Origin of the sequence: Qipengyuania aestuarii, assembly GCF_019711535.1 — a bacterium.
In the GTDB taxonomy this organism is placed as follows: domain Bacteria; phylum Pseudomonadota; class Alphaproteobacteria; order Sphingomonadales; family Sphingomonadaceae; genus Qipengyuania; species Qipengyuania aestuarii.
Genome location: NZ_JAIGNP010000003.1, coordinates 738,077 through 764,192, shown reverse-complemented (window position 1 = coordinate 764,192; position 26,116 = coordinate 738,077). Strand labels below are relative to the sequence as shown.

Genomic DNA, 26,116 nt, shown 5'->3' with positions numbered 1-26,116 from the left:
CTAATCATTCGCAATAGCACACGCCCCTTTCAGAATATGCAGTCAGGTTGCCTGCTTGCATTCGCGCACTTCGATATCGAGCGACTGGATCGCCCCTTCGGCGCCCACCTCCACCCGTTCGGCATCGGAGATGCAAATGCCGAGCTTGCCAGCCTGCTCAGGGTCGACCGCCAGTTGGTACGACCCCGGCAGCACCTGTTCGAAGAAGAAGTAGCCACCCCGCTCGGATCGCGCTGTCCCGCGGATCTTGCCGTCCGTATCGACCAACTGCAGACGAAGACCGGAAACGCCGCGCCCTTGCTTTGCACCTTTGAACGATACCGTTCCCTCTATCTCGCTCTGTGCGACGATGGGAAAGTCCATGACGTGGAAACGGCCTGCACGCGGAACGAATTCCACGCCTCGCTCTACCGGAACCATGAGAATATCGGGCAGCGTGGTCGGATCCACCTGCACGGTCGCGCGGTTGCCATGGCCCAGATGGGTAAGGCGCGCCGTTCCATCCGCCCTTGTCGTTCCGACGTTGTTGTGGACGGTAAAATCCACATTCTCGAGCACGGCATCCCCCTCGCCGAAGATGCCGTCGCCGTCCATGTCCTGAAAGGCACGAAGGCTGACGCCGCCGGACGAGGCCTGTCCGGGACGCGCAAGGAAGAACTCACGCGTCAACGGATCGCGGCCGAAGCTGAATCCCATCCTGATCGCGGCCGAGTAATTCTTGAGCTCGAATGCATAATTGCCGTCGAAGGCGAGCGAAAACCGCTCGAATTCGCGAATGGCCGATGCTCCCAGACCCAGGCCCCCGCCATTGAAGGCGTAGGAAGCGCGGGCGTTCACCACCGTGTGATCGTCGAGCTGGCGGTCGATCTCGCCCGATACATTGGCAAGCTCGACTTCGGGCATAATCCTGTAGCCGACAGAGGCGCGCGCCTGCGTGCGCGAGCGCCGGAAGGTGGCCAGATCGAAATTGCCGCCGAGCTGGGTAAAGCCGGGGCCATCCCGATTGGTGGCGCGCTGATATTCGAAGTTGTTGGACAGGACCAAGCCGGCCATGCGGGCCGATCCGCGCACCAGCGCACGCATGTCCGACCGCCCGTCGAAATATGCAATATTGCGCAGCCGCGCGGCCACGGGGATGGCATTCACCCCTCCGCCGACCTTCAGCGTAGTGTTGATATCCAGTTCCGTGGCCCGGCTCAGCGGATCGCGGTTGTTGCTGCGCAATTCATCGACGAAGCCGCCGCCATATTCGAAATGGGACAGAGCGAACGCGCCTCCCAGCAAACGGCCCCCGGTGCCAATTCCCATGGCGAAGCGGCCGCCGCTGGCCAAGGCCGCATCCGCACGAAGCGCCAAGCCACCAAAGCCGGTGCGGACCCCGGCTGTCCCGACCAGGCCGCCATCCTCATCCTGATCGATCATCGCCACGCTCGCCAGCGCAGTGATGTTCTCGCTCAATCCGTATGAGACGCGCCCCGCGGCCTGCCAGCCGCCATAGCCTTCGCTCGGATTGAACTCGGGGCCGTTCACTCCAAGCAGGTTCACGCCGCGCTGAATGGCACCGACATCATATTCGAGCTTTCCTTTCGAGAGCCGGCCATCTCCCACGCTGACACGCTTGACCTCTTCGCGGCGTTGCCCTTGTGGCCCGTAAAAGACGAAGCGGAAGACATTAAGGCCGTAATCGAGCGAAATTTCCAGGAATTCATACTGGCCATTGCTGGCCTTGGCGACAGAGCCCACGAGGATGTCATTGCGGTAAAGTTCGACCTCGTAACCGCTGGGCAAGATACCGCGCAAATCGATCTGTTCGAAGACCGACACGCTCTCGAACGGCCGGTTGGTAACGAACCCGCCCCTGCCCGAGCGGCCCCGCAAGCCTACGGGCATCGACGTGGTAGCAACGTCGCCGAACTGGAATTCGGTTGCAGCGAGGGGGCCCAGCAGATCGCCATCGACATCGCGGCGGCCGGCCTGGACGAGCGAGGCAACCAGTCCGTCCTGACTGGTCGCGGAGAAATAGGTCTGGGCGGTTAGATAGGCGACATCGCCCGACAGGCGCAGATCGCCTTCGATGCGCGCACCTTTCGCGGAATCAGAAACCGGCCTTAGTTCCACATCGCCCATCGGGACCGAAATAGGCAGCCAGGGCGTTTCCTGCCTCGTCCAAGGTTCTGCTTCGCCCGAGGTGCGCCGCGTTCCCAATTTGGCGCGTTCGGTTTCGCGGAGCAGCCGTTCCTCAAAAGGAAAGGGTTCCTGCGTAGTCAGGAGAATGGCTTGGCTTCGAAGGTTGGGTTCGAGCGCGACAGGAAGGATCTCGGGAAAGATTTCGCTCCGCAGATACATCTCCCCTTCGAAGGCCATCGCGTCATCCGGCTTGAGCGGCCGCATTCCATCTGGCGTCACGATCCGGCGCTGGCGCAAATCCACCGTGAGCTTGCGGTCTTCCGCCAGGAACCATCCGCTCGCATAATGGCCGTCGTCGCTGATCCGGATGGCGAGGTCCAGAATGCGCGTGAGTTCGCCAAGGGGAAGATACAAAGCCTCGCGCGATCCATAGGCGATGAGTGTATCGGACGAATCGAAACCCTTTATCCGCAATTGCAGGATAAGTTCGTCGTCCACGGTGAAGAGGGGCAGATCCCCCTTGTCGACCGGGAAAATCTGACGACCGGGCGTCAGATCGAAGGGTTGCTGCGATTGGGCATTGGATGCCGCCATCTTCACCCCGGGAGGCAGCGCCGAAACCCCAGCGGATGCTGGCGTGGCCGATACCGGAGTGGGCTTGCGAGCTTCGGCCAGGATGGCGTCGTTCGAGGAAAGATCTTCTTTTGTAGGCACGTTCGCGAGCGATGGTGCCCCGGCAAGCCAGGTCAATACACCGAACGCGCCGAGCACCCTCACGGGACGCTGAATTCCTGTCTCGCCAAGGTCCGGCCCGGGGCGTAATCGTCATCGACGAAAGTAGCCGTCAGGACCGTGCCTGGGGCCAGCCGATCGCGGTCGAACTCTGGGTTCAGGGCAAGGCGGACGGTCCGGCTGTCGATTTCCGGATAGACGCCGATCCCCTTGGCGATAGCCACGGGCTCGTCAATGCCAGCGGCGGTGATCGTAAGATCGCCATAGGCCGACCTTGTGCCGCTACGGGCAATAGTGAGAGTGATGGCCTCGCCTTGCGCATCCTCGGCGAGGGACAGATCCCGCAAGGCTACATCAAGCGTGGTCTCTCCAACGCGAATGATGACGGGGATGGAAATTCCAAAGCGGGGACGGATGGTTACGCCTACGCTTTCGCCGGCACCTGCGGAATCGCCGACGGCATCCTCGATGGAATAACCCTCATCGATATCCTTGGGCACCGAAACCACCATGAAATGTGCGCGATACTCTCCGTCGGGCAGGTCTGCGGGAGGGCGCGCCATGATCCGCACGGTCTGCGCCTCGCTTCCGGGGAGCATGACCCGGCGGGGAGACCAGCGCAGCATGCCGCTGGCGGCCTTGAGATCGCCGGCGTCCACCCCGGCAGGCAGATTATCGACCGGGATGACCGCCCCGGTCTCGGTCATCACCATGTCGCTGATCGAGATCTCGTAATCGCCGTCGAACGGGGTCTTGTTGTAGATGCCAACGGAAGAAATTCGCTGGCGCTGATCCATGACGATCCGGCGAGGATAAAGATTGATATCGCCCATTCCGCCGACCGAACCCTCGGGAACTTGCCCGGCTTCCACTTGCGGCAGAGCGGCTTCTTCTTCGGCCTCGACATGTGCGGCTTCAAGCGCGAGGCTCTGGGGAAGGGCTGGGCTGGACAATGCGCAACAGGCAAGCCCGAAAGCCGAGCCGATTGCACGCGCAGCAACATGGTAAATTTTCTTCATGGGATAGCCGACCAAAAGCCCTCTTTTTCAGAGAGCTTGATACGGTTCGACGGTTAACATTCGGTAAGTCGGGAGGGCCAGACTAGTTGTAGACGACGGTCACATCGAAGTCGCCGACATAGGAGCCAGGCGCCTGATTCGCTTTTACCTGCAAGGTTCCGCCGAGATCCAAGCGGTAGACGCGGAAGCGACCGAAGCCGGAGATGACGGTCAAGGTGCCCTGGACACTGGTCACGTCCATGGAGTTGCCTCCGCTCCTCAGGGTAATCGTCTCTGGAATCCTGACTGTGCCGCCGCGATTACCGGCCTGGCGCACCCTGAACTGGGCTGGGCCACGGCCATTTGCCGGCTGCGCCATCTGGGTCGACGACGTAACATCGCCCGACGGAGTAAACGCCCCGGCGGGAGTAATCTGGATAGTACTGGGAGTAGAGGGCGATGCGAACCGCCCGAAACGCAGGTCTGCCAATCGCTGAATAGTTATCGGTTCCGCCACATTCGCTGCCGCAGCTCCGGTCTCCTGCGCGCTCGTACCAGGCTCTGCAAGAACCGGTGACGACAAGGATAGACCGGCCAGCATGGCCAGGCGCAGGGAAATGGAACGTTTCAGCATAGGCCTACCCTCCCGAAAAAGAGGCCGGGTGCGGGGAATCATGCGTCACCCCCGCACCCTACGTAGTCGAATCAGTTATAGCTGATGGTAACGTCGTAAGTGCCGGTGTAGGAACCGGAGGACTCACCGCCTGCCACAGTCAGCACGCCGCCAACTGCGAAAGATGCTGCGCCCGATCCGTTCAGCGAAGCCGAAGCAGGAGCCGAAGTCGTGAAGTTCATCGTGTCGGTGCCGTTCGAAACCGAACCTGGCGTGGTGCTGATAGCGAAGCTGCGGTTCACATCGCCGGTCACGTCGAAAAGGTCGGCAGCTTCTACCGAACCGCCAATCAGGGTGACGTCGGCGGTGGCTACGCCCGCACCGGTCAGATCCACCGTGACTGTGCCGCCGTTGGTGCCGGTGGTGAACGTACCGAAATCGAGCGCGGCGCCGGTCTGGTGCGCAAGCGTGATAGGTGCGACGACTTCAGCAGTAGCCGCACCTTGTGCGGTTGCCGTATCTCCAGGGGCAGCCATGGCAGGGCCAGATGCTACCGCTGCGGCAGCAGCGAGAATTGCGAGTTTTTTCAAGGTTGGTCCCCTTCAAATTTTGATTCCGGCGTTCGCCGAAATTACCGAAAACAGGAATCTGACTTGACCATTCCCGTCGGGACCAATGTTACCCGCAGTAAACTTAAGAACTTACTTATCGTTGCTAAAGATGAAATTAACCAGTGACTTCGCCGGAAATGCGTCGGCGAAACCCTTTATTAAGGTTAACCTAAATGCAATCAATTGTAGGAAACGGTAACCGGCAGCTCTGCGGTGAAGACATCCGCTTCAATACCTGCGGGCACAGACAGACTACCGCCGACAAAAAAGGTATCTCTTCCGTCCCCATCAAGTCGGCCACCATGGCGCAAGGAAGGATTGTTGGAACTGCGCATTTCCAGATCTCCGACGACCAGCCCCCGGCCTGTCCTGCGGCCATGGGCCGTGATCTGAGATGGCAGGGACACTTCATAGGCTTGGTGGGCAGCACCGAAAACCGAGAAACTGCCTGGATGCGGAGAGCAATTGGCGCGGGCACCGCATTGGGGTTTAACCCCGTCAATATACGTGACCGTCGCCCCATCGGAATCAACGCGGACTTTTCCCGCCCGCCCTTGCGCGACCGAGATCGCGCCGAAGGATAGATCCTCCAGCGGGACCGTGCGGATGGGCTCGACAACTTGGGCGGTGGCAGTGCCTTGGGAGATTCCCGTTTCGCGGGCCACCGCCTGATATGGTAGCAGAATTGCGCATAATGTGAGCGCCCAGAAGGGAGGGCGGAGGTCAGGAAGCAGCCGCTCGGGCCTCAAGACCAGTCCACTGACACCACCCGCCCGTCGAGATCGATCGGGATCGCAATATCCGCGCCCCCGTAATTGCGCGTCACGTCGAGGCGCGCACCGATGTTGAAACTCCGGGTACAGGTCTTGGACCGGCAATTCGGCAACTCGACTCGAACGGATTGTCCGTTGGAAATGCGGGAATAGCCAGGAAGGTCCGTTTCGAACTGGCTCAGTCGGGCATCGACCCCGCCTTGGCGGATCTGGGCAGGCGCCGAGATGACGAGTTCGATCGTCACTGTGAGAGCCCTCGTGTTCGCGCCTTTTCGTTCATACTCCACTGTAAACTGGCCGGGCCGGGCCTTTGTTCCTTCCAGAGCCACGATCGATTGGTCCACCACCGCGCCCGATGCGCTCACACTTCGCGCGCCGCTGCCGAAGACCATGAAGGTGCCGAACTTCAGCTCGCCGTCGGTCCGCAGCCGCAGGTCGCCGGAGCGGGGCTGGGCGAGGGTGACCGAGGGGATTGCCAGCCCGAGGATGGCGAGCGCGCATAGCGAAAAGTGAACAACGGATCGCATGGCTCTTCCCTACCCAGTTTCCCAGCCAGTGGCGGACTATGCCACGGATCGCACGCAAATCACAATTCGCCTGGCACCTGCGAAATTACCCCGGGAATAACAGATGGTTGTGTCTAGAACGGGAGATCATGGCGCACCCGACATGAAAGTGATGGGCACTATGATCATTGGAAATCTCGAGTTCCCCTACCCTTATAACCGCAGCATGCGCCCTCATTTCAGTCATTCAGTTGGTCGCAATTTTCACTCGAAAGCTGCCGCTGGTTCAGGCTAGCGTCGATAACAGCGGCACCTTCTCTCGTAAGAGATACTTTAAGATCACCTAAATCTAGAAAGCAGCACGCTCAGGATCTCGCCACCAGTTCAACAAGAGCTTGCACCTCAATAATCGCGCTCAATCATCCTGGCTAGCTGTTGGCTCAGTATTCGTTCTTCAACCGCGGACGGAGATGCATCGCTCCTGATCCAAACCGACCTTGGGCGGGTGTGCCTTGTTTTCCATCTGCCCGGCGTTCGCTTTTTCTATTCCGGCGCACTTGAAGAATTGCGTGTCGGTCAATCCCGGCATGAGGCAGGTATTACTACGGGCGTATTTTTGAGTTCGTTCGCGAGGCCCACGCAGAAGTCGTCCGCGAAAGCCTTGGTTGAGTTTTAGACCAGAGGGAAAGCGAACGCCGCAACCTTTTAGGTGCGCATAAAAGGCCTTCTGCATATCGCAACCGAGGCCGCTTTTATCTAAGCGTAAGGAGAGAGCGCCGCTTCATTACCGCAAGAAATTATTGCGCAGCAAGTCAATGACCTCCTTCGCGCGGCCGTCCAGAACGGCCTTGACGCCGAACAGTGCCGTCCCGGCGACCTGTGAGGATTCGATCTTGGGGGGCATGACCAACTCCATCTGGTTGACCTTCACATCCAGAAGCGCCGGTCCGTCATGCCGCAGCCAAGCGTCCATCGCCGCCTCGAGCATTTCTGCGTTTTCGACATGCCAGCCTGAAATTCCGCATGCCTCAGCCAGCTTTGCAAAATCCGGATTGTTGAGCCCCGTGTAATGATCGACCAGCCCTTCGACGCGCTGTTCCATCTCCACGAAGCCGAAGGTGTCGTTGTGAAAGACGACGAGCTTCAGCGGGATTTTCTCCTGAACCAATGTCAGCAATTCGCCCATCAGCATGGTCAGACTGCCGTCGCCGCACATGGCGATCACCTGTCTCTCGGGATAGGCGAGCTTGATGCCCATCGCCTGGGGCATCCCGCTTGCCATCGTGCCGTGGAGCAGGGTGTTGAGGAAACGACGGTCTCCGTTTGCTTCGATATGACGGAGCATCCAGACCATCGACGTGCCCGCATCGGATACAAAGATTGCATCGTCCGCCGCTTTGCCATCCAGCATGTTGGCGACAAATTGCGGATGGATAAGGCGGGCATCGCTTTCGTCCGCCTGCTTCTGGTATCCTTCGAGATCCTCCTGCCATTGCGTCTTGTGTGCCTTGAGGTGATCGTCGCCCGATTTTGCCGCAACCAGCGGCAGCAGCGCGGCCATAGTCGACTTGGCATCGCCGACCAAACCGAGGTGAATGGCCGAACGTCTGCCGAGATGCGTGGGATCGATGTCGATCTGGACGATCTTTTTTCCGTCCGGATAATACTGGGTGTAGGCGAAGTCGCAGCCCAGGCTGATGACCAGATCGGCATTCTCCAGCGCGTTCACACCAGCCCTGTTGCCGAGGATACCGTTGACGCCGACATTGTAAGGGTTGTTCGGTTCGAGAAACTCCTTGGCGCGCGTGGTGTGCACCATCGGGGCCTTCAGCTTTCCGCACAGTGCCATGATCTCTTCGCGCGCATGACGCGCCCCGATCCCCGCATAGACGGACACCCTGCCGGCAGCATCGACCATCGCGGCCAGCTCAGCCATTTCCGCGTCATTCGGGCGGCACACCGGCTGCGGGCGATAGACCTGCCAGTCCATCGCATCGTCGTCCTTCTCGGTAAACATGTCGCCATTGACGATCACCACCGCCACGCCCTTTTTCGTCAGCGCGGCCTGCGCTGCCTTGGTGACGATGCGCCGCGCCTGCGAAGGGTGCGAGATGTATTCGCAAAAATGCGAATGCTGCTCGTAGATCTTTTTCTGCTCCACCTCCTGCGGGAAGTCGAAGCCTTTTTCAGTGCGCGCGACATCCGATGCGATGAGCAAGACGGGCGCACCGTTGCGGTGACTTTCATAAATGCCGTTTACGAAATGGAGCGAGCCCGGACCGCACGTTCCGGCGCAAACCGACAATTCACCGGTCATGTAGGATTCGCCGCCAGCCGCAAAGGCGCCCGCTTCTTCATGGCGCACACCGACCCAGCGCAGATCACTCTTGGCGACAGCGTTGGTGAAATGATTGATCGTGTCGCCGGGGATTCCATACACCCGCTTCGCCCCGGCTTTTTCCAGCGCATCGACAACGATTTCGGCGACAGTCTTCGACATGCAATTTCCTTTGATGCGGCGGCGCGGGCAGCGCCGCGTCAGGTTTGGGCACGCGCCAGGATCGCGCCGTCTTTTAAGACTAGGACACAGCCGCGAGCCAGAGGCTCCCACCCGTTTTCGTCCAGCGGCACCGACGCGAAGAGGTGGAGCGGCGCGGTGATGTTCTCGATTTTGGCACCCCGCGTAGTCCAAGTCTGTCCCGAATGCCTGCCTTCGAAAGACCGGATATTCAGTCCCGGCTCGCGCGGATCGGTCAGCCCGTCCTCGGTCTCGAACTTGCGCCGGTCGGCATGGACGAAGAGAAGTTCGCCATCGAAGAATAGAAAGTTCGCGCTGCCGAGTTCGCGCAGTTCCGAAGCGAAGCGGGCGAAGACATCATGGCGATCCAAAGGGGTAGTTGCATTCGCCGCGGCCAGCCGGTGCAACAGCATCAGGAAGGCCAGCTCGGAGTCCGTATCGCCGATCCGCTGACCGATCAGAGCGGGCGCATCTTCGCAGGTTTGGATATTCGGCAAATCGCCGTTATGCGCAAACGCAATCCTTTGCCCGCGCACCACGCGGTCGAAAGGATGGGTGTTGGCTAGGGCCGGTTTTCCGGCGGACGCGCGGCGTACATGCGCGATCAAATGCCTGCATGGCCGATCTTGGCGCACCACCATCTTCGCCAGTTCGCTGGATGCGGCAGGATCGGGTTCCCGGAAAAGAAAGGCGTCACGATCCTGGGCGAACAGGATACCCCAGCCATCGCGGTTGCGATGCTTTTCTCCCCCCTCCTGTGCAAACAGGTCGAGCTCGTATCGCACGGTGTGCGGCTCCGAAGCGCTCATCGCAAAAAGTTCGCACATGCTTTTGCCCCGGATCTTGCCGCTTTCGTAGTCCGGTGGTTTACTGGAACGACAGCGATATATTCGCAAGTTCGAATATCTGCAGCGTGCTTTGCAAAGCCGGAAGAAGCTGACCGAAAGGGAGGATACCAGTGGGCCAATCGAGCACCGAGCGAGCCTCGCCCATACAGCTCACTGTGGACGCGACAGATGTCGCGCGCGCTATCTTCTGGTGCAGACAAGGCCTTCTGGTATGCGAGCAAAAGGGTCGGGTCGCGCTCACTCTGGCCAAGTGGCTCCCAGCATATCATGCGCCGCGCGGTGCGATCGACAGGCTCGCCGGCCTGCAATTTCGGGCAGACGGCGTACCATGCCGCTGGCAACGCGATCCGGACGATCCCTTTCGTATCATCGTCCACCTTACCGAAGGCGCGCGACGCCTTGAAATAACGCACCAGTCACTCTCCCCAACCCAGTCCAACCAGGGGCGGATCATGGTCAGCGACGAGATTTTGCGGTTCCACTGGGAGGAATGCCTGCTCTACCCCGCCGACTCACCGATCGACGAAATAATGATCGAGCCCGCTTTGCGCTTACCGCAAGGGTGGGACTGGGCTTGCGCCTTGGGCATAGGAGACGAAGAGCGCATTGTGCCGGAGGATGGATTCGTTCGCTTCGATCCGGTCGATGTGCGGACGCTGATCGATTGCCCGGTTCTGGCCGGCATCCATACGCACCGCGAACACCTTGACGACAGCGTTACCTTGCTGATCGCGGCCGACCGCCAAGACCAGTTGCCGCAGAATTCCGAAGAACTCGAATGCCACAGACGCCTGATCGCAGAAGCCGATGCACTGTTCGGCCACCGGCCCTTCGAGACCTACCATTTCCTGATGGCCTGCTCCGACCAGATCGGGCGGATGGGACTGGAACATGAAAACTGTAGCGAAGAAGGCGTTCGCGCGACCTACTTCAGCAAGTGGCAAAGCTCCACCACGGAGCGCGACCTTCTTCCGCATGAATACGTCCATGCATGGGTCGGCAAATACCGCGTGCCGCAAGGTAATTTCCAGAGCGATTTCAGCCGCATGACCAACGAGCTGATGTGGGTCTACGAAGGGCTGACGCAGTATTACGGCCATGTTCTGGCAGCACGCTGCGGCTTGATTTCGCCGCAGCTGACCCGTGAGGCATTCGCGCTGATCTTCGCCACCTACGATAATCGTCCGGGCCGCAACTGGCGCCCGCTGGCCGATACCGACAACGATCCGATATTCACCGCGCGCGAGGTGCAGCCCTGGCAGAGCTGGCAGCGGTCCGAAGACTATTATTCCGAAGGTCTGCTGATCTGGTTGGAAGCGGACACTATCATCCGCAGCGGGACCGCAGGCGAACGCTCGCTGGATGATCTGATGCGCAGCTTCTTCGCGCCTGACGGCGCCTGGGAGCCACATGAGCGATTGAAGCCGAAACCTTATGGGCGGGATCAGCTTATTGAAGCGCTGGCAGAGACCTTCGAGTACAACTGGGCCGATTTCTTCGCTTCCCGCGTCGATGGCATTGCCCCGCACGCCCCCTATGCCGGGATCGAAAACGGCGGTTATCGTTTGGTCTGGCACGACAGCCCATCGGGTTGGCAGGCCGACGATCAGACACACCATTCCTATTTCGACTTCTCTTATTCGCTAGGAATTAAGATGGGTCTGAACGCGAAAGTGATCGACGTGATGTGGGACGGGCCGGCCTTCAAGGCCGGGATCGTCAAGGGCATGGAGATACTGTCCGTCGGCGAGACATCCTATTCGCATGCAGCGATGCAGGATGCGATCGATACGTGCGCCGACAGTGGCGGCAGCGTGATCCTGGTGGTGAAACGGCTCGACCGGGTGAAAACGGTGAAGATCGATTGTCCTACTGGCCAGCGCTACCCGTCACTCGAAGAACACGGCGATGCACCCCGGCTCCTCGACGCGATCCTGAGTTCCCGCGCTTAGGCCTCGGTTAGCGGCTCAATTGTCCGCGAACCCAGCTTCGCTTTGCCGTGAGTCGATGCTGACCGATTCGCTCAGCAATACGTTCTGATACGCGTATGGAATTTCGATGCCGGCCACGTCGAACTGCTTCTTCACCTGCTCCAAGAGATCGAACTCCACGGCTTTGGCGGTCGCTGCGTCGTTGCACCACGCGCGCGGCGACAGGTTGACGCTCGATCAGCCGAGCTTGATGACCGGGCAGCGCACCATCTCTAAGATGTTGGCATGCGGTCAGCCTCACTACACGATTATGGCCAATTAGTTTCTTCGGCCGGGCAGGACTAAACGCTTTTTGCTCCGTCACGAAAGGTCAGCGTTACTCGCAAGCCGGGCTTTGCATCGACGAGGTGGAGTGAGGCGCCGAGCCGAGCCGCGGCCGAGCGGACGATGGCGAAGCCCAAGCCGCTGCCTTCGCTGCCTCGCGCGGTCGAAAACCTCGCGAAGCGTTCGCCGAGCCGCGCCATTTCAGCTTCGGATAATCCCGGACCATCATCCTCGACCGCGATCGAGGAGCCGCAAACATTGTCACTTGCCACTGTTATCAACACGGTCCCGCCGCGACGATTGTAACGGATCGCATTGTCTAGCAGATTGGAGAGGATCTCGAAGATTAGCGTGCGGTGGCTCTTCACCGTGGCCTGCAACGGTGCCTCCAGATGAACATCTATTCCAGCGCCAATCGCCTGATTGATCCGCCGGTTGATGACAGCAGCGGCGACTTCGCCCAAATCGACAATTTCGCGCCTTGGCGTGAAACCCTCTTCCTCTGCCCGTGCTAGCGCCAGCAGCTGGGTCAAGAGATGTTCGAGCCGGTCCGCTGCGGTGGCGATTTCCCCAAGCGCGTCGGGATTGCCACGACGGGCGAGCGCAACCTGTACCTTAAGCACGGCAAGCGGCGTACGCATCTGATGCGAGGCGTCGGCAGTGAAGCGCCGGATGCCCGACGTTGCACTGTCAAGCCGCGCCAGAAGCCTGTCGAAGGCGTCTGCCAATGGACGCAACTCGGCCGGCAACGGACCGGACTGCAGAGGAGAGAGATCGGGCGTCGCGCGCGTATCGCGGGCAGCCACGGCATTGCCCAACTGTGCCAGCGGCCGCAGGCTCCAGCCCAATGCCGGTCGGATCAGCGCCATCGCCACGCCGATCAGCATAAGCTCTCCCAGCACCAAAAGCGCAATTAGCCTCCGCCGGAGAGCGCGCCGACTGTCGAGTGTTTCGGCAAGCTGCACGATCACCGGCGCTTCGATCCCGGGCAATTCACGGCGCATTTCTGCAATGCGGATATCCTGATCCTTGTACCGTTCATAACGGAAGCGCGGCATTTCCAAGGGGACGTCGGCAATAAGGGGGGCGGACAGGTCGGCGTATCCGGTTAACGCCTTTTCGCCGACTGCGATGCGGTAATAAATGTTGTCGCGCTCGCTATTTTCCAGCATCCCGAAGGCGGCCTCCGGAAGGTCGAGCGTTACCTGCCCCCGCTCGACCTCAACCGTTTCGGCAACCGCCTCCAGTGCGCCGCCGAGTACGCGATCATTCCCGCGCCGGACCACGTCCGCAATCAGCGTTGCGCCGGCAAGCCCCAACAGCGCGGCGATGACCAGCAGTGGTGCCAGCATCGTGGCGAGGAGCCGCGTCCGCAGCGCAAGCGTGGTCTCTTGCGCGTTCTCAGTCGCCATCGAGCATGTAACCCACGCCTCGGATCGTGCGAATGACCGGCCCGTCCGATGAGAGCTTGGTACGGAGCCGCGCGATGTTTACCTCGATGGCATTCGGACCGACGGGCTCGTCATAGCCGAACACCTCCGACTGCAGCGTCACGCGCGATACAATCTGGCCCGCACGGGTGGCGAGTGCATCAAGCACTGCCCATTCGCGCCGGCGAAGGTCGAGCGCGCGCGCGCCGACCCGCGCTTCGCCGCGCGACCGGTCCATCACCAGCATGCCGACTTTCAGTTCCGGCGTCGGATTACCGCCGCGCCGCCTGCCGAGCGCACGGATGCGTGCTTCCAGTTCCGCAGGTGCGAAAGGCTTGCGCAGGTAGTCGTCCGCTCCGAGGTCGAGCCCGTGCACGCGATCGTCGAGCCCGTCGCGGGCGGTCAGCATCAGCACCGGGACTCGGTTTCCACTGCGCCGAATCGTTTCGAGAACTGCGAAGCCATCTAGGTCGGGCAGGCCCACATCGAGGACGATGAGAGCATAGGCATCGTCGGCAGCCACCATCAGCGCATCCTCGCCGGTTGAGACATGATCGACCGCGTTCCCCGCCTCCCGCAACAGCTGAACGATGGCACGAGCCAGTGCCGCGTCGTCCTCGACAATCAGGATTCGCATGATGCTGCGGAGCCGTGAAAGGCGCATGAAAGGTTGCTTACATATCTCACGGTCGCAAGCTTATCCGAACTCAGAGACGGAAAGCGAGAGGACCTGATCGATGCGACTACTGATTTTGTCGATAGCGATGCTTGTGGTGGGTGCATCAGGATGCCGGGATGCGCAACGCCCGGCCGGCTATCCCCCATCCTATGAAACGCTGATCGCGTCGGCCCGCGAGGAGGGAATGGTGCGTGTCTATGGCGCTACCGACAGGGCCGCGGTGCAGCCTGCTATCTCCGGCTTTGAGGCGGCCTATCCCGGCATATCCGTGGATTACGAGGATTTGCAATCGCGCGCTGTCTACGACCGGGTGGTTCGCGAGAGCGATACTGGTCAGCCCGGCGCCGATCTGGTCCTGTCTTCAGGAATGGCTCTGCAGACAAAGTTGATCAATGACGGTTACGCGCAGGCCTATCGTAGCCCCGAGAAGCCCGCGCTTCCCACGACCGCAGTCTGGAAGGACATGGGCTATGGACTAACTTCCGAGCCGATCGTCTTCGTCGTCAATCGCCAGCTTGTCCCTGCCGAGCAAGTGCCGCAGACGCACGATGCGTTCGAACAGCTGCTGGTCGATCGGCGCCAGGATCTCACGGGCAAGGTCACGACCTACGACCCCGCGAAAGCGGATGCGGGCTACCTCTACCTGACGGAAGATTATGCCATCACCCGCGACACAGGATCACTGATCGAGGCCATTGCCGATACCCGGCCCATGCTGTCGTCCACCAGTGCTGAGATGCTGGATGCGGTGGCGGAAGGACGAGCAGCCATCGCCTATAACGTACTGGGCTCTTACGCTTTGGCCCGCGCGAAACGCGACGAGCGGATCCAGGTGATCTTTCCGAGCGACTATACGATTACCGCGTCTCGGGTTGCCTTTATCGCTCGCGACGCTCGACATCCCGCAGCGGCGCAGCTTTTTCTCGACTTCCTGTTGTCGCGCAGCGGCCAGATGCTGCTCGCTCAGCAAGGGCTGTCGCCCGTACGAAGCGATATCAGCAATCGGATGCCGTCGCGGGAGCAGCAGCGACCAATCCGGATCGGGCCCCAGCTTCTCGTCCACCTCGATTCCATCAAGCGCCAGCGCTTTCTTGCCGAATGGCGCGCACTTCTTGCCGAAGGCTCAAATCCATCATGAACACGCTCCGTTTCACCTGTTCCGCGGTCGCAATGCTAGCCGCGTCGCCCGTGCTGGCGCAATCGCCGGTCGAGCCGGATCTCGAAGAACTGGTCCGCCAACAGGCTGCCGAAATTGCGGAACTGCGGGTCCGGCTCGACCGGCTGGAGCACGAGCGTGACGGTGTGGCTGCCGATGCTGAAACGCAGCAGATGGCGCAGATCGACCCAGCAGCAGACGCGGAGCAGACCAGCGCCTCGGGAGTGGTCGCCGACTGGGGCGACGGTCTGCCAACGTTTCGCTCCGCCAATGGCACCTACACCTTCAAGCCGCGCGGTCGCATCCTGGCTGATGTCAGCTCAACCTCCGGGTCGCGCTACGACGCGCGCAATCATACCGCGACTGGAATGCGCGCCCTCAGAATGGGTGTGGAGGGCGGCATCGGACGCCGCTTCTTCTATCAATTTGAAGCCGATTTTTCGGATAACGACATCGATGTAGCAAGCGCATTCCTGGGCTGGCGCGACTCGATCGGCTCCGAAATGGCGTACGACATACGAGCAGGCCACGTGTTCAATGATCGGAGCTTCGAAGGCAGCACGTCGTCAGATGCCACACCGTTCTTGGAACGGTCGGTGGTCGCCACAGCGATCATTCCGCAGCGCGGTTCCTACGGGATGGGGGCCATGTCGCGTCTGTTCTGGGACAACGGACACGTCTCCTTGGCGGTTACTGGGGACCGGCTCGACGGAAACCAGAACACCGGCGACAGCCGCATCGTGATGACGCGGGTCCATTGGAACCCGGTCAAGTCCAATCGCGCTCTCATGCATATTGGCCTATGGGGCTTCGACGAATACCTGTCACCGGGCGCCACCAACCTTGCGCGCAACACCGCCATCGGCGGCCGCTTCAACGATGCGCTACGCGTTTCGACCGGTGTCCTGTCGGGCGGGCGCAGCACCACCGGCTTCGGCGCCGAATTGGGTGCCTTTGCGGGCCCGGCCTGGGCAATGGCTGAATTTGGGGAGCGGCGCGCCAGGCTGGATGCAGGCCGGTCCGATTTCCTGAGCGAAGCATGGAGCCTGGCAGGCGGATGGTTCGTGACCGGTGAATTGCCACCCTACAGTTCACGCACGGGCAATTTTGGTCAACCGAACGTCTTGAATTCGGTCTTCAAAGGCGGGCCGGGCGCGATCGAAGTGACAGCCCGTTACGAAAACATCGACTACACAAGCCTCGTCAAGGGCGGCGAGGGTTGGGCCGCGACGATCGGCACCAACTGGTATCTCAACGACTTCACACGTCTCCAGTTCAACTGGGTGCACTGGAATACCGACAATCAATCGGGTGCTTTCACAGGCCCCGATAGCGGGGAAACCATAGCAACCCGCATCGGCGTCACCTTCTGACCTGCTGACCGGATGGCGATGCTCGGCCCAAGCGCTCGCCGCCTGCACAAACGACAAGAAAAAAATCGAGAGGAACCTCCGCCATGCTAACCATAGCCGCACTTGCAACGATCATCACCGTGATGGTGCTGCTCATACTCAACAAGGTCACGCCCGTGGCGGCGCTGTGCGCAGTCCCAGTAGTGGCCTCACTCGCGGTTGGTTTCGGGCCCGAGGAGATCAGCGGCTTCTTTGAATCCGGCCTCGAACGGGTCGCCGGCGTCGCGATCATGTTCATCTTCGCAATTCTGTTCTTTGGCGTTTTGCAGGATGCCGGGCTGTTCCGGCCCATGATCGATGGGATCGTAAGACTGACCAAGGGCAATGTGGTGCTGGTGGTGATCGGCACCGCGCTGGTAGGTATGCTTGCGCACCTCGACGGTGCGGGAGCCACTACATTCCTCCTGACGATCCCGGCGCTGCTGCCGGTTTACAGACGCCTGAATATGAGCCCGCTGCTCATGCTGCTGGTGCTGGTCACCGGCGCTGGGATCTTCAACATGTTGCCGTGGGCCGGCCCCCTCGGCAGGGCCTCGGCGGTCACGGGTCTCGACGTTACGGAGCTTTGGCGTCCGCTGATCGTGATCCAGGGACTTGGCGCAGGCGCCTTGGTACTGCTGGCTGTCGGCCTGGGTCTGCGGGAAAGACGCCGCGTCGCCGCAGCAGCAGCCAGCGGAGCGGCGCCGGATTCCAGCGACCTGCGTTCACCGCTGGCCGAAAGTTCCGTGTTGGACGAGACGCTGCTGCGCCCCGGCAATATGGTGCCGAACGCGGTCCTCTTCTTCGCCGTCATGGTTGCCCTCATTATCGGTATCCTGCCTGCCGGGCTGATCTTCATGTTGGGTTTTTCCGTGGCTCTCACGCTCAACTATCCGAACGTGAAAATCCAGCTCGAACGGATCAGCGCGCATGCCGGTCCAGCCATGATGCTGGCTTCGGTGATCCTTGCTGCAGGAGTGTTCCTTGGCGTGCTGGAGGGATCGGGCATGCTGCGCGCCATGGCCGACAATTTGGTGGCCGTGATGCCCGAATGGCTGCTGCCCCACCTGCATATTCTGATCGGCTTCTTCGGCCTGCCACTGGAACTCGTGCTTTCCACCGATGCCTATTACTTCGGCCTGCTGCCAGTTGTCATCGAAGTGATGCAACCGCTCGGGGTGCCGGACCAAAGCATCGTCTACGCATTGATGATCGGCAACATCGTCGGCACTTTCATCAGCCCGTTCTCTGCGTCCTTATGGCTTGCCCTCGGCCTGTCGGGGATCAGCCTGGGTGAGCATATCAAATACTCGCTGATGATCATGTGGGGGTTTTCGCTCGTTTTGTTCAGCTTCGCTTGGATTTTGGGAATGTTCTAGCGATTGCCACACGAATCGGTCTTGAATTGAAGTAGTCGCCTCTCATCGCGGCGTTGAGAGGCGGTTTCTAACGCTTACACTCGCTTAAGCAGGCTAAATTACCGCTCGAAGCTTTACGTACTAACCTCGCCCAAGCGACTAAGTCATTGAAAAGCTGGCGCACCCGACAGGATTCGAACCTGTGGCCTCTGCCTTCGGAGGGCAGCGCCTATTTTCGGAAATGGCGGAAAACTGGGGATTCTGCTTTTCCGATACGCGGAACAATGCGGGAATACAACGTGAATATCGGCTAATTTCACCGGAGTTTCACCGGAGAATGGGAGCATCAAAAAGCTCTGGTCCTAGCTTCTCCAGAGCCCTCTTACGCGTCCTCCAGTCGGGCATTTTCTCGGTAAGGTTAGCGGTGAAGGCCGGTCCATGATCGCAATACCCAACGTGCGCGAGCTCGTGAGCGACGACGTAATCGATCAACGGTGGCGAGACCTGCACAAGTGATCGGTTGAGAATCAACGTATGGGTGGCCGAGATATACGAACCCCAGCGCATCTTGATCGGCCTGATGAGAAGTTTGGGCTTTCGCTCTACCTCCTTGCGAAAACCGGGCAGGCATCTTTCGAGCGCGGCAGGCAAGTGCTGTCGGGCCTCCTTCATATACCATCTAACCAAGCGATTGCGGATGCGGTCGGCTTCGTTCGGTTGGATGGCACCCACGATTATGCGCGACCCTTCGCGCACCACCCCCACCCTGTCTGGATCCACCCGCAGCCGATATTGCTGGCCGAGGTGAAGGAATGTCTCACCTGGCTTGAACTGCCTCGGAGTTGCCTCAACACTCCTAGTCGCGAACTCGGCCTGCTTATCCAGGATCCAGCCAGCTTTTTTTCGAACGCGGCTTTCGATGTCGGCGAAATCCGCGTTCTCGGGTGCGCTGACCACAACCGCTTGATCGGGCGAAACCGAGATTCCCATGGTCTTCCGCTGCGAGCGACGCAGCTGGAAACGTATCAGTTCCCCACCAATCTCGATTGCATGCTTTTCCATTAATTAGCGAGCCGCCTGCCGTTTCGCGATAGCGATGGCGGCGTCCATCAGGCTGTCCATCGTCTCTACCGACAAACCATAAAGCCCTCGCGTCCCCTTGATGTGGTCGAACAGATAGTCGTCCATATCCTGCCGCATTGCGTTTTCGGCATTCGGATCAGTCGTCCAACCGACCCGTTTGTGGCGCTCAATGATCGATGCAAATTCGACAGCGATCTCTTCGGAAATCTCGGTAGACTGCTCGTCCGCCAACTCTTCAACCGCATCACGCGCTTGACCGTAGATGGCACTGCCCAGTGGATCTCCACGAAGGGATGGCGGGGTCTCCTCCGTTTTCGCCCGCGACCCTTCGACTACCTGGTCTCGGATTTCGTGCGCCTTGGTCAGATAATCCTTCTCGCTCAGGCGACCCTCGCGAAACCCGTCGATGATGTCCTGCACCATTTTGGCGAAACGGCGATACATCGCCGGGTCTTCGTCCATCCGTTCGGTGATCGAACGCTGGGTGGCAGATGTTATCGCGTCGGCAACGCTGGCGGCCGTGCCAGTCTGCTCCTCGACGGTTCGTTTGAAATTGTCTTCGTCGAAGATGTCGACCGGCGGCACAATCGCCACCAACTCCGTTGCATCGATATGCTTGTCCAGCAGCGCACGGATCGACGCCTGATAGCGCTTATAATCGTAGTCCTCTTCGGCGTCGCCATAACGCAGGCGAACCGCGCGGCGTAACGCCTCGAATCGCTTCAGGTCCTGCTTGTAATTCGCGATCACCCGGGGCTCGGTGTTCTCCACGAACTGGTCGGAGCCGAAGGCGGTCTGGAGCGTGCGAGCAAAATCGGACAGCCGATCGTAGAAGCGCTTCCGGCGAAGCTCGTCGCGCAAGTGAAGCGCATAGGCTTCCGGATCGTAGTGATTGCCCACCCCCTTGAAGAGGTCGAGCAAAGCTGCGTGCTTGTCCGGCAAGGTGTCGACCTCCTCACGGATCGACACCAGAGCCTGCGCAACGTCGCCTTCATCATAGCCTTCGAATGCGCTGTAAGCCGTCAGTGCCTGGTCGAGATCCTCGAGGATGCCGACGTAATCGACGATACGACCGTGCTCCTTGTCATAGAGCGCGTCGCCATCCTCGTCCTTCTCCTCGCTGGAGAACAGTCGATTTACCCGTGCGATTGCCTGCAGCAGCTTATGATCCCGCAGGTTCTTGGCAATGTAGAGCGTCTGGTTGCGCGGCGCATCGAAGCCGGTCAACAGCTTGTCGACTACGATCAAAACATCCACTCCCACGCCATACTTGAAGGCGCGGATCGTGTCTTCCTCGTATTTGGCCAAGGGCTGCTTCGCCTCGACCTTCTTGATGAAGGACTGCACGATATCGTCGTCATCGTCGCCGACGTCATCGTGACCCTCACGGTCGTCGCTCTTCGAGATGATAACGGCGCTTTCGACGATGCCGATCTCCTCGAGCATCTTGTGCAGCAGCACCGCCTCGCGCTTCAAGGGAGCGACGAGCTGAGCCTTGTAGGGCGTGCCCAACATCGTCCGCTCGAAATCTTCGCTTACGTCCTGGGCGACTTCATTCAGCCACGGCTCCACGCCTTGGACAACCTGCGCTCGGGCGATGCGCTTTTTCAGGTCGGCCTTCTGACCGTCCGTCAGATCGCGCGTCTTGCGCTCGAACCATTTGTCGAGGTTCGCCTGCTGCGCCTCCATCTCGACGTGGCGGCCTTCGTAGAGCAGCGGCACCACCGCCTTGTCCGCAACGGCTTGGTCGATCTTGTAATCGTGGATCAGCCCGCCGAACCGGTCGAAGGTGCTCTTCTCGCGCTTCAGCAGCGGGGTGCCGGTGAAGCCGATATAGGCGGCGCCGGGCAGCACCTTGCGCATCTGGCGGTGCAGACTGTCGATATCCTTGACCGTCTGGCTCCGGTGGCTTTCGTCCACGAGCACAAAAATGTCGGTATCGGGATCGGTGAAGCTACCCGCAGATGCAAGCCCCGCCTTGAACTTGTGAATCAGCGTCGTGATGACAGGACGCTTGTCCTTCAGCATGCGGATCAGGTCGCTACCCCGCGTAGCCTGCTGCGGTTGCTTGCCCGCATTACGAAAAGTCTGCGTAAGCTGCCGATCGAGATCAACACGGTCTGTCACCAGCACGAAGCGCGCCTTTCCGAACTCGCGTTCGATGGCGCCGGCCAGCATCACCATCGTCAGCGATTTACCCGAACCCTGCGTATGCCAGATAACGCCGCCCTTGCGGTGGCCATCATCATCGTGCTGGCGGACGCGTTCGAGCGAACGGCGCACACCGAAATACTGCTGGTAGCGGGCGACCTTCTTCACGCCATTGTCGAACAGCGTGTAGCCGCGGACGATATCGAGCAGGCGGTCGGGGCGGCACAGGCTGATGAGAAGGCAGTCGAGCTGGTTCGGCAGCCGCCCGCCCGCGCCCGGATCCATAAGGCCATCATGTGTGCGGCGGTGGCGGTCGAAATCGATCCATATCTTCGACGCTTCGTCCGGGTCGAGCCCGGCGTTGACGATCCGCTCGACCTGGTTGTCGGCGATCTCTTCCTCGCGCCAGAGCGACCAGAACTTCGATGGTGTGCCGCTGGTAGCGTAGCGCGGATCGCTGTCGTTGGCGGCGATCAGCATTTGCGAGACGGTGAAGAGACGCGGGATCTCGTCGGGCGCCTGATTGCGCAGTTGCTGGCTAATGCCCTGCTGGGTTTCGATTGCGGAGCACTTCACCTCGATCACCACCAGCGGGATGCCGTTGACGAACAGCACGATATCGGGTCGCCGCGTATCCTCGCGCCGCTCGCGGCGGACGGGAAACTCGGCGGTCATGTGGAAGAGGTTGTTCTCAGGCGTGTCCCAGTCGATGAACTTGAGCTGCCGCCCGCGCTTCTCGCCATCGACTTCCACGTCGACGCTCTCGCCAAGCTTGAGCAGGTTCGTCACCCGCTCGTTGGCGGGCATCAGACCGATGGCGCGATCGCTGGCCGCTTCCTTCAGCTTCTCGATCAGCTCGCGCGCTGACTCTTCAGGCACGGTGTGGGTCTTGCCGCGTTGGCGGATACGATTGATCGCCACCATGCGCTCAGCGAGCACATCCTCGAGGATGACTTGCTCCAGCCGACCGCGGCGCTGCGCTTCTCCTTCGGCCCGGCTGACATAGCGCCAACCCAGCCGCGCTAGGGTCATGACGGCGGGCAGCTGCACGCCGCCTTCTTCGCTGATGGAGAAGCGCGGGGAGGTCATGCTTCTGTTTTACTAAACCCAGGGCGGTCTGATACTCCCGCTTTGCCACCTATGAACTTCTGCGTTATCCCACGCTTCTGATCTTCGAGAAGTGAGACGAGCTTTTTGCTATGCGTGATAATCTCTCGCTGGGTCTTTATTAAATCGGCAAGCGCATCAATTTCTTCCGCATCTGACGGCAGCATAACGCGGCCTTCCAAAAATTGGTTGTTTGTCACAGCAATAGTGTTCTTAGCCCCTTTTTGCACAAGCGGCGTGAGGTATCTTACTGCGAACGAGGGAACCGAAAAGAGTGCGTCCAATAGCGACCCCAACGATTTGCTCTTTGGCCGAAACACCCCATAAAGCGGCGATACAATTGCATCCTCGTCCAAAGTGCTTTGTTTAACGACGCCAAGAGGGAATTGGCCCGTGGGACTTTTGGTGTAAACAATGTCCCCGGGCATGACCCTGTTATAATGGTCCGTGGATTGCGCGGCGAAAGAGCGGCCTAGGTGCTCAATTTGGTTCACTAAGCCACGGTGCACGCTTACTGAAAAAACGTCCTCGTTACCGCTACTGCGCAGCTTATGCTCCGTCAGCACGTCCGAAAGCTGCAGTCTCGACCATGATTTATTGAAGTTGGATAGGCGACTCTTACCGGAAAGCACTGCGTCAATCAGCCATTCCAAACGGATTGAATGTGTCTCAGCGCTACTTTTGGCCTCAGATATTGCCTTATCCCAAGCGTCCAGAACAGATGCGATTCTTTCTTGTTCATCAATCTCAGGCAGCGGGATCGTGCATTCTGAAATTTCGCCAAGGTTTATCTTTTTCGGAAATGCTACGTGCAAAGTTCGCTTATAAAGTTCGCGCTGAAAATGCGCACCCTGCATCGCGTGCGCTAAGTAACGAGAAGATATATCGGGCTTGGGTTTGACGAGTGCCAGGCTAACATAGAAAGAAGCTTCAGCGTCCCAGTCTATAAGACGCGTCTCTCCAATACTGCCTATGCGGGTCATTAGGATGTCCCCACGCTCGATTTTTACTCGGCGGATTTCTGCATCATATATTTCGCGTGCGATGAATTTGGTGTCGCTAAAGTCATTTCTAGTGAGGTGTTCGACGCTATAGAAGGGCACCCCTTCGCTTACGTATTGGGGGGTTTGATGAGTGCCATCGTAGACTTTAGCTATGCTGCCCAACGGGACCATCGGTAAGCCGCTCACTTTGCTTTCCCCTTCTTCCGCTGCGCGCCGATCTGCTCCACCGCTTGCGTTGCTTCGAGGAAATGTCGTTCGACAGCGCTCGGCGCTTCGATGGCGCGGGTGTGCCATTTGTCGTATTCAGCGTCGGCCTTCTCCTTGGCGAGCTTCGCCGAGATGCGACCGGCATTCGTCAGGATCTCGCGGTCGGACAGGGAGAGGAACTGGTCGAGCTTGGCGATCCAGTCCTTCATATACATCGGCTTGCGGTTCTCTGCCTGCAATTCGGCAAATTCGAGATAGGCGGTGACGATGCGGTTGAGCGCCTGAATCTCGTCTTCCTCGAGGTAGTTCTTCGCCACGCGCGCATCGTCCTTGCGCGGCAGGTTGCCCCGCGTCTCGCCCGCCCAGCTGGTGAGGCCCATATGGTCCTTCTGTGCATCAGCACGGGCGTGGATCACCTCGGCGGCGGTATGGCCGTGCGCCGCCCAGTGCATCTTGTTCTGCACCGTTTGAAAGAAGGTCTGGCTGGTTTCCGCCTTGGGGTCGTAATCCACGCTGAGCGCGTAGATATCTAGCACCTTGCGGTAGAATACCTTCTCCGATGAACGGATGTCGCGGATGCGGGCGAGCAGCTCATCGAAGTAGTCGGCCTCGGGGTCCTTCAACCGCTCGTCATCCATGACGAAGCCCTTGACCAGATATTCCGACAGAGCATCCGCCGCCCAGCGCCGGAACTGCGCGCCGCGCGGGCTCCGCACGCGGAAGCCAACGCCAAGGATGATGGGCAGGCTGTAGTGCGCAATCGAGCGCTTTACCTCGCGTCCGCCCTCGATTCGAACTTGTAAGTAATCGTTACAAGTTGCCTCCTCGTCATATTCCTCGTCCTCGTAGATTGCCCGGATGTGCTGGGTCACCGCCTGTGGCGTCACCTGATAAAGGTCCGCAATCTCAGCCTGGCTGAGCCATACATTGCCGTCTCGCGCCTGCAGCCGAATAACGGTTACACCGTCCTCAGTCTGATACTGGATCAGCTCTCCATTGGATTTCCGATTAGCCATCAGAGAACGCCCAGCTCCTTGAGGTAGCCGTTCATCTTCTGGCGCGTCTCAGCCAGTTCCTTCTCCAGCTCCTCGATCTCGGCCTGCACCGCCGCGATGTCGATTTCCTCCTCGGGCTCGAAGGTATCGACGTAGCGCGGAATGTTGAGGTTGTAGCCGTTCTCGGCGATCTGCTCGCGCGTGACCACGCTGGCGAAGCGTTCGACATCCTCACGCGCGCGCCACGTATCGACGATCTTTTTCAGGTTATCCTTCGACAGCTCGTTTTGCTTCTTGCCCGGCACGAATTCACGGCTGGCATCGATGAAGAAGACGTCGTCGGCATCCTCTCGCGCCCCGCCCTTCTCCCGCGAGCGGTCGAAGATGACGATGCAAACCGGAATGCCGGTCGAGGGGAAGAGTTGGGCGGGCAGGCCGACCACGCCGTCGAGAAGGTTCTCCTCGATCAGCGCCTGCCTGATCTTTCCTTCGGCCCCGCCACGGAACAGCACACCGTGCGGTGCGATGACTGCCACGCGTCCTTCGCGCGGCTTGGCGCTCTCGACCATGTGGCTAATGAACGCATAGTCCCCGCGGGACTTCGGCGGGACGCCGCGATGATAGCGGTTAAAGCGATCATCACCCGCGACCTCATGCCCCCATTTCTTCAGCGAGAATGGCGGGTTGGCGATGACCCGGTCGAACCGCATCAGTGCATCGCCGTTGACGAACTTCGGGTTGGTGAGCGTGTCGCCCCATTCGATCCGCGCATTATCGAGGCCATGGAGAAACATGTTCATCCGGGCGAGTGCCTGGGTCTGGTTGGTGGCTTCCTGTCCGAAGACCTGGGCATCGGCTTCGCTTGCGTGGTCTTTGCCCTCGACCCCAGCGACATACTCGGCCGCACGGACGAGCAAGGTGGACGAACCGCACGCTGGATCGAGGATCTTGTTGCCGGGCTGCGGATCGGCCAGCCGCACCAGCAATTCCGAAACCTTGCGCGGCGTGAAGAACTCGCCGGCCTTTTTGCCCGCGTCAGATGCGAAACGGGAGATCAGATAGATGTAGGTTTCGCCGATAACGTCTTCGGCGTTGTCCTCACCGCCAAAGCGGGAAGGCGAGAAATCGAGTGCGGAACGCGCGAAGTTGTCGAACAAGTCCTTGATGCGCCGATTGCGGTCGGCCGTCTCGCCAAGGTTGTTGCGGCTGTTGTAGTCCGTCTCGCTCAGCACGCCTTCCAGCTTTGCGATGTTGGCCTGCTCGATGGCCTCCAGCGCAACATTGACCTGTTCGCCGATATTGTCGGCGCTCCGGCTCGGATACAGATCGTGAAAGCTCGCACCGTCCGGGATCTGGAACCGAAACCGCGAAAGACGCCGCTCCACGCGTTCGCTGTCACCGTCATACTGATCTTCGGCAGCCTTCCTTTCGTCGGCCCAGAGGTCGCTCAGGAACTTCCAGAACAAGAAGACCAGGATATAGTCCTTGTATGCGGCAGGATCGATCGTCCCCCGGAACGTATCGCATGCATCCCATGCAGCCTTGTTGACATCCGATTGCTTAATTGCGGTCAC

Annotated in this window: 21 protein-coding genes; 4 read left to right on the top strand and 17 right to left on the bottom strand. The window is 59.9% G+C overall.

From position 1 onward, the window contains the following. Positions 1-42: 42 nt before the first annotated feature. From K3175_RS13515 to K3175_RS13475, 9 genes are all read right to left on the bottom strand, one after another. On the bottom strand, positions 43-2,841 hold the full coding sequence (locus K3175_RS13515) for a carboxypeptidase-like regulatory domain-containing protein (protein ID WP_221543951.1): 2,799 nt from the start codon (positions 2,839-2,841) through the stop codon (positions 43-45). Between the two features lie 59 nt (positions 2,842-2,900). Further along, positions 2,901-3,812 carry a fimbrial biogenesis chaperone gene (locus K3175_RS13510; protein ID WP_221543949.1) on the bottom strand — a complete coding sequence of 304 codons (912 nt, stop codon included), beginning with the start codon at positions 3,810-3,812 and terminating at the stop codon, positions 2,901-2,903. 148 nt (positions 3,813-3,960) lie between these two features. Further along, positions 3,961-4,491, bottom strand: a complete 531-nt coding sequence (locus tag K3175_RS13505) for a DUF4402 domain-containing protein (protein WP_221543947.1) — start codon at positions 4,489-4,491, stop codon at positions 3,961-3,963. Between the two features lie 71 nt (positions 4,492-4,562). Beyond that, positions 4,563-5,060 (bottom strand): DUF4402 domain-containing protein, encoded by a 498-nt coding sequence (locus K3175_RS13500; RefSeq protein WP_221543945.1) that lies wholly within the window; start codon positions 5,058-5,060, stop codon positions 4,563-4,565. Between the two features lie 200 nt (positions 5,061-5,260). Further along, positions 5,261-5,746: a DUF4402 domain-containing protein gene (locus tag K3175_RS13495; protein ID WP_221543943.1), complete on the bottom strand. Its 486-nt coding sequence runs from the start codon at positions 5,744-5,746 to the stop codon at positions 5,261-5,263. 80 nt (positions 5,747-5,826) lie between these two features. Then, positions 5,827-6,381, bottom strand: a complete 555-nt coding sequence (locus tag K3175_RS13490) for a DUF4402 domain-containing protein (protein WP_221543941.1) — start codon at positions 6,379-6,381, stop codon at positions 5,827-5,829. A 433-nt stretch (positions 6,382-6,814) separates the two neighbouring features. Beyond that, positions 6,815-7,093, bottom strand: coding sequence for a hypothetical protein (locus tag K3175_RS13485; protein WP_221543938.1), 279 nt, complete (start codon positions 7,091-7,093; stop codon positions 6,815-6,817). Positions 7,094-7,144: 51 nt separating this feature from the next. Further along, complete coding sequence (locus K3175_RS13480; protein WP_221543936.1) at positions 7,145-8,860, bottom strand: thiamine pyrophosphate-dependent enzyme; 1,716 nt, start codon at positions 8,858-8,860, stop codon at positions 7,145-7,147. A 38-nt stretch (positions 8,861-8,898) separates the two neighbouring features. After that, positions 8,899-9,705: a class II glutamine amidotransferase gene (locus K3175_RS13475; RefSeq protein ID WP_221543928.1), complete on the bottom strand. Its 807-nt coding sequence runs from the start codon at positions 9,703-9,705 to the stop codon at positions 8,899-8,901. 131 nt (positions 9,706-9,836) lie between these two features. Between K3175_RS13475 and K3175_RS14370 the strand changes: the two genes are divergently transcribed. After that, complete coding sequence (locus K3175_RS14370; RefSeq protein ID WP_221543926.1) at positions 9,837-11,678, top strand: M61 family metallopeptidase; 1,842 nt, start codon at positions 9,837-9,839, stop codon at positions 11,676-11,678. Between the two features lie 15 nt (positions 11,679-11,693). On the opposite strand, the gene K3175_RS13465 is transcribed toward K3175_RS14370, so the two are convergent. From K3175_RS13465 to K3175_RS13455, 3 genes are all read right to left on the bottom strand, one after another. After that, positions 11,694-11,837 (bottom strand): hypothetical protein, encoded by a 144-nt coding sequence (locus K3175_RS13465; RefSeq protein ID WP_221543924.1) that lies wholly within the window; start codon positions 11,835-11,837, stop codon positions 11,694-11,696. A 161-nt stretch (positions 11,838-11,998) separates the two neighbouring features. Next, complete coding sequence (locus tag K3175_RS13460) at positions 11,999-13,393, bottom strand: sensor histidine kinase (RefSeq protein ID WP_221543923.1); 1,395 nt, start codon at positions 13,391-13,393, stop codon at positions 11,999-12,001. Beyond that, entirely contained in the window at positions 13,383-14,048 is a 666-nt protein-coding gene (locus K3175_RS13455; RefSeq protein ID WP_221543922.1) for a response regulator, read from the bottom strand. The genes K3175_RS13460 and K3175_RS13455 overlap by 11 nt, the downstream gene beginning before the upstream one ends. A 100-nt stretch (positions 14,049-14,148) precedes the next feature. Here K3175_RS13455 and K3175_RS13450 point away from each other — a divergent pair, with 100 nt between their 5' ends. From K3175_RS13450 to K3175_RS13440, 3 genes are all read left to right on the top strand, one after another. Beyond that, positions 14,149-15,228: an ABC transporter substrate-binding protein gene (locus K3175_RS13450; RefSeq protein ID WP_221543921.1), complete on the top strand. Its 1,080-nt coding sequence runs from the start codon at positions 14,149-14,151 to the stop codon at positions 15,226-15,228. Continuing rightward, positions 15,225-16,619 carry an OprO/OprP family phosphate-selective porin gene (locus tag K3175_RS13445; protein WP_221543920.1) on the top strand — a complete coding sequence of 465 codons (1,395 nt, stop codon included), beginning with the start codon at positions 15,225-15,227 and terminating at the stop codon, positions 16,617-16,619. Before K3175_RS13450 ends, K3175_RS13445 begins: the two co-directional genes overlap by 4 nt. 83 nt (positions 16,620-16,702) lie before the next feature. Continuing rightward, positions 16,703-18,016, top strand: a complete 1,314-nt coding sequence (locus K3175_RS13440; protein WP_221543919.1) for a CitMHS family transporter — start codon at positions 16,703-16,705, stop codon at positions 18,014-18,016. Between the two features lie 306 nt (positions 18,017-18,322). Here K3175_RS13440 and K3175_RS13435 read toward each other — a convergent pair whose 3' ends face one another. Genes K3175_RS13435 through K3175_RS13415 form a run of 5 tightly spaced genes read right to left on the bottom strand, consistent with a single transcriptional unit; the run spans position 18,323 to position 26,116 of the window. After that, on the bottom strand, positions 18,323-19,057 hold the full coding sequence (locus tag K3175_RS13435) for a M48 family metallopeptidase (protein ID WP_221543918.1): 735 nt from the start codon (positions 19,055-19,057) through the stop codon (positions 18,323-18,325). A 3-nt stretch (positions 19,058-19,060) separates the two neighbouring features. Continuing rightward, complete coding sequence (locus K3175_RS13430; protein WP_221543916.1) at positions 19,061-22,318, bottom strand: type I restriction endonuclease subunit R; 3,258 nt, start codon at positions 22,316-22,318, stop codon at positions 19,061-19,063. Beyond that, positions 22,315-23,526, bottom strand: coding sequence for a restriction endonuclease subunit S (locus K3175_RS13425; RefSeq protein WP_221543914.1), 1,212 nt, complete (start codon positions 23,524-23,526; stop codon positions 22,315-22,317). Before K3175_RS13425 ends, K3175_RS13430 begins: the two co-directional genes overlap by 4 nt. Next, positions 23,523-24,563 carry a virulence RhuM family protein gene (locus tag K3175_RS13420; RefSeq protein ID WP_221543912.1) on the bottom strand — a complete coding sequence of 347 codons (1,041 nt, stop codon included), beginning with the start codon at positions 24,561-24,563 and terminating at the stop codon, positions 23,523-23,525. The genes K3175_RS13425 and K3175_RS13420 overlap by 4 nt, the downstream gene beginning before the upstream one ends. Further along, a complete protein-coding gene (locus tag K3175_RS13415) occupies positions 24,563-26,116 on the bottom strand; it encodes a type I restriction-modification system subunit M (protein ID WP_221543910.1) in 1,554 nt (517 codons plus the stop codon). The genes K3175_RS13420 and K3175_RS13415 overlap by 1 nt, the downstream gene beginning before the upstream one ends.

What these genes read in the sequence shown, in the direction of transcription:
- K3175_RS13475 (WP_221543928.1), bottom strand. Translation starts at nt 9,705, where the DNA reads ATGTGCGAACTTTTTGCGATGAGCGCTTCGGAGCCGCACACCGTGCGA.
- K3175_RS13435 (WP_221543918.1), bottom strand. Translation starts at nt 19,057, where the DNA reads ATGGAAAAGCATGCAATCGAGATTGGTGGGGAACTGATACGTTTCCAG.
- K3175_RS13455 (WP_221543922.1), bottom strand. Translation starts at nt 14,048, where the DNA reads ATGCGAATCCTGATTGTCGAGGACGACGCGGCACTGGCTCGTGCCATC.
- K3175_RS13450 (WP_221543921.1), top strand. Translation starts at nt 14,149, where the DNA reads ATGCGACTACTGATTTTGTCGATAGCGATGCTTGTGGTGGGTGCATCA.
- K3175_RS13485 (WP_221543938.1), bottom strand. Translation starts at nt 7,093, where the DNA reads ATGCAGAAGGCCTTTTATGCGCACCTAAAAGGTTGCGGCGTTCGCTTT.
- K3175_RS13445 (WP_221543920.1), top strand. Translation starts at nt 15,225, where the DNA reads ATGAACACGCTCCGTTTCACCTGTTCCGCGGTCGCAATGCTAGCCGCG.
- K3175_RS13420 (WP_221543912.1), bottom strand. Translation starts at nt 24,563, where the DNA reads ATGGCTAATCGGAAATCCAATGGAGAGCTGATCCAGTATCAGACTGAG.
- K3175_RS13480 (WP_221543936.1), bottom strand. Translation starts at nt 8,860, where the DNA reads ATGTCGAAGACTGTCGCCGAAATCGTTGTCGATGCGCTGGAAAAAGCC.
- K3175_RS13460 (WP_221543923.1), bottom strand. Translation starts at nt 13,393, where the DNA reads ATGGCGACTGAGAACGCGCAAGAGACCACGCTTGCGCTGCGGACGCGG.
- K3175_RS13490 (WP_221543941.1), bottom strand. Translation starts at nt 6,381, where the DNA reads ATGCGATCCGTTGTTCACTTTTCGCTATGCGCGCTCGCCATCCTCGGG.
- K3175_RS13430 (WP_221543916.1), bottom strand. Translation starts at nt 22,318, where the DNA reads ATGACCTCCCCGCGCTTCTCCATCAGCGAAGAAGGCGGCGTGCAGCTG.
- K3175_RS13440 (WP_221543919.1), top strand. Translation starts at nt 16,703, where the DNA reads ATGCTAACCATAGCCGCACTTGCAACGATCATCACCGTGATGGTGCTG.
- K3175_RS13505 (WP_221543947.1), bottom strand. Translation starts at nt 4,491, where the DNA reads ATGCTGAAACGTTCCATTTCCCTGCGCCTGGCCATGCTGGCCGGTCTA.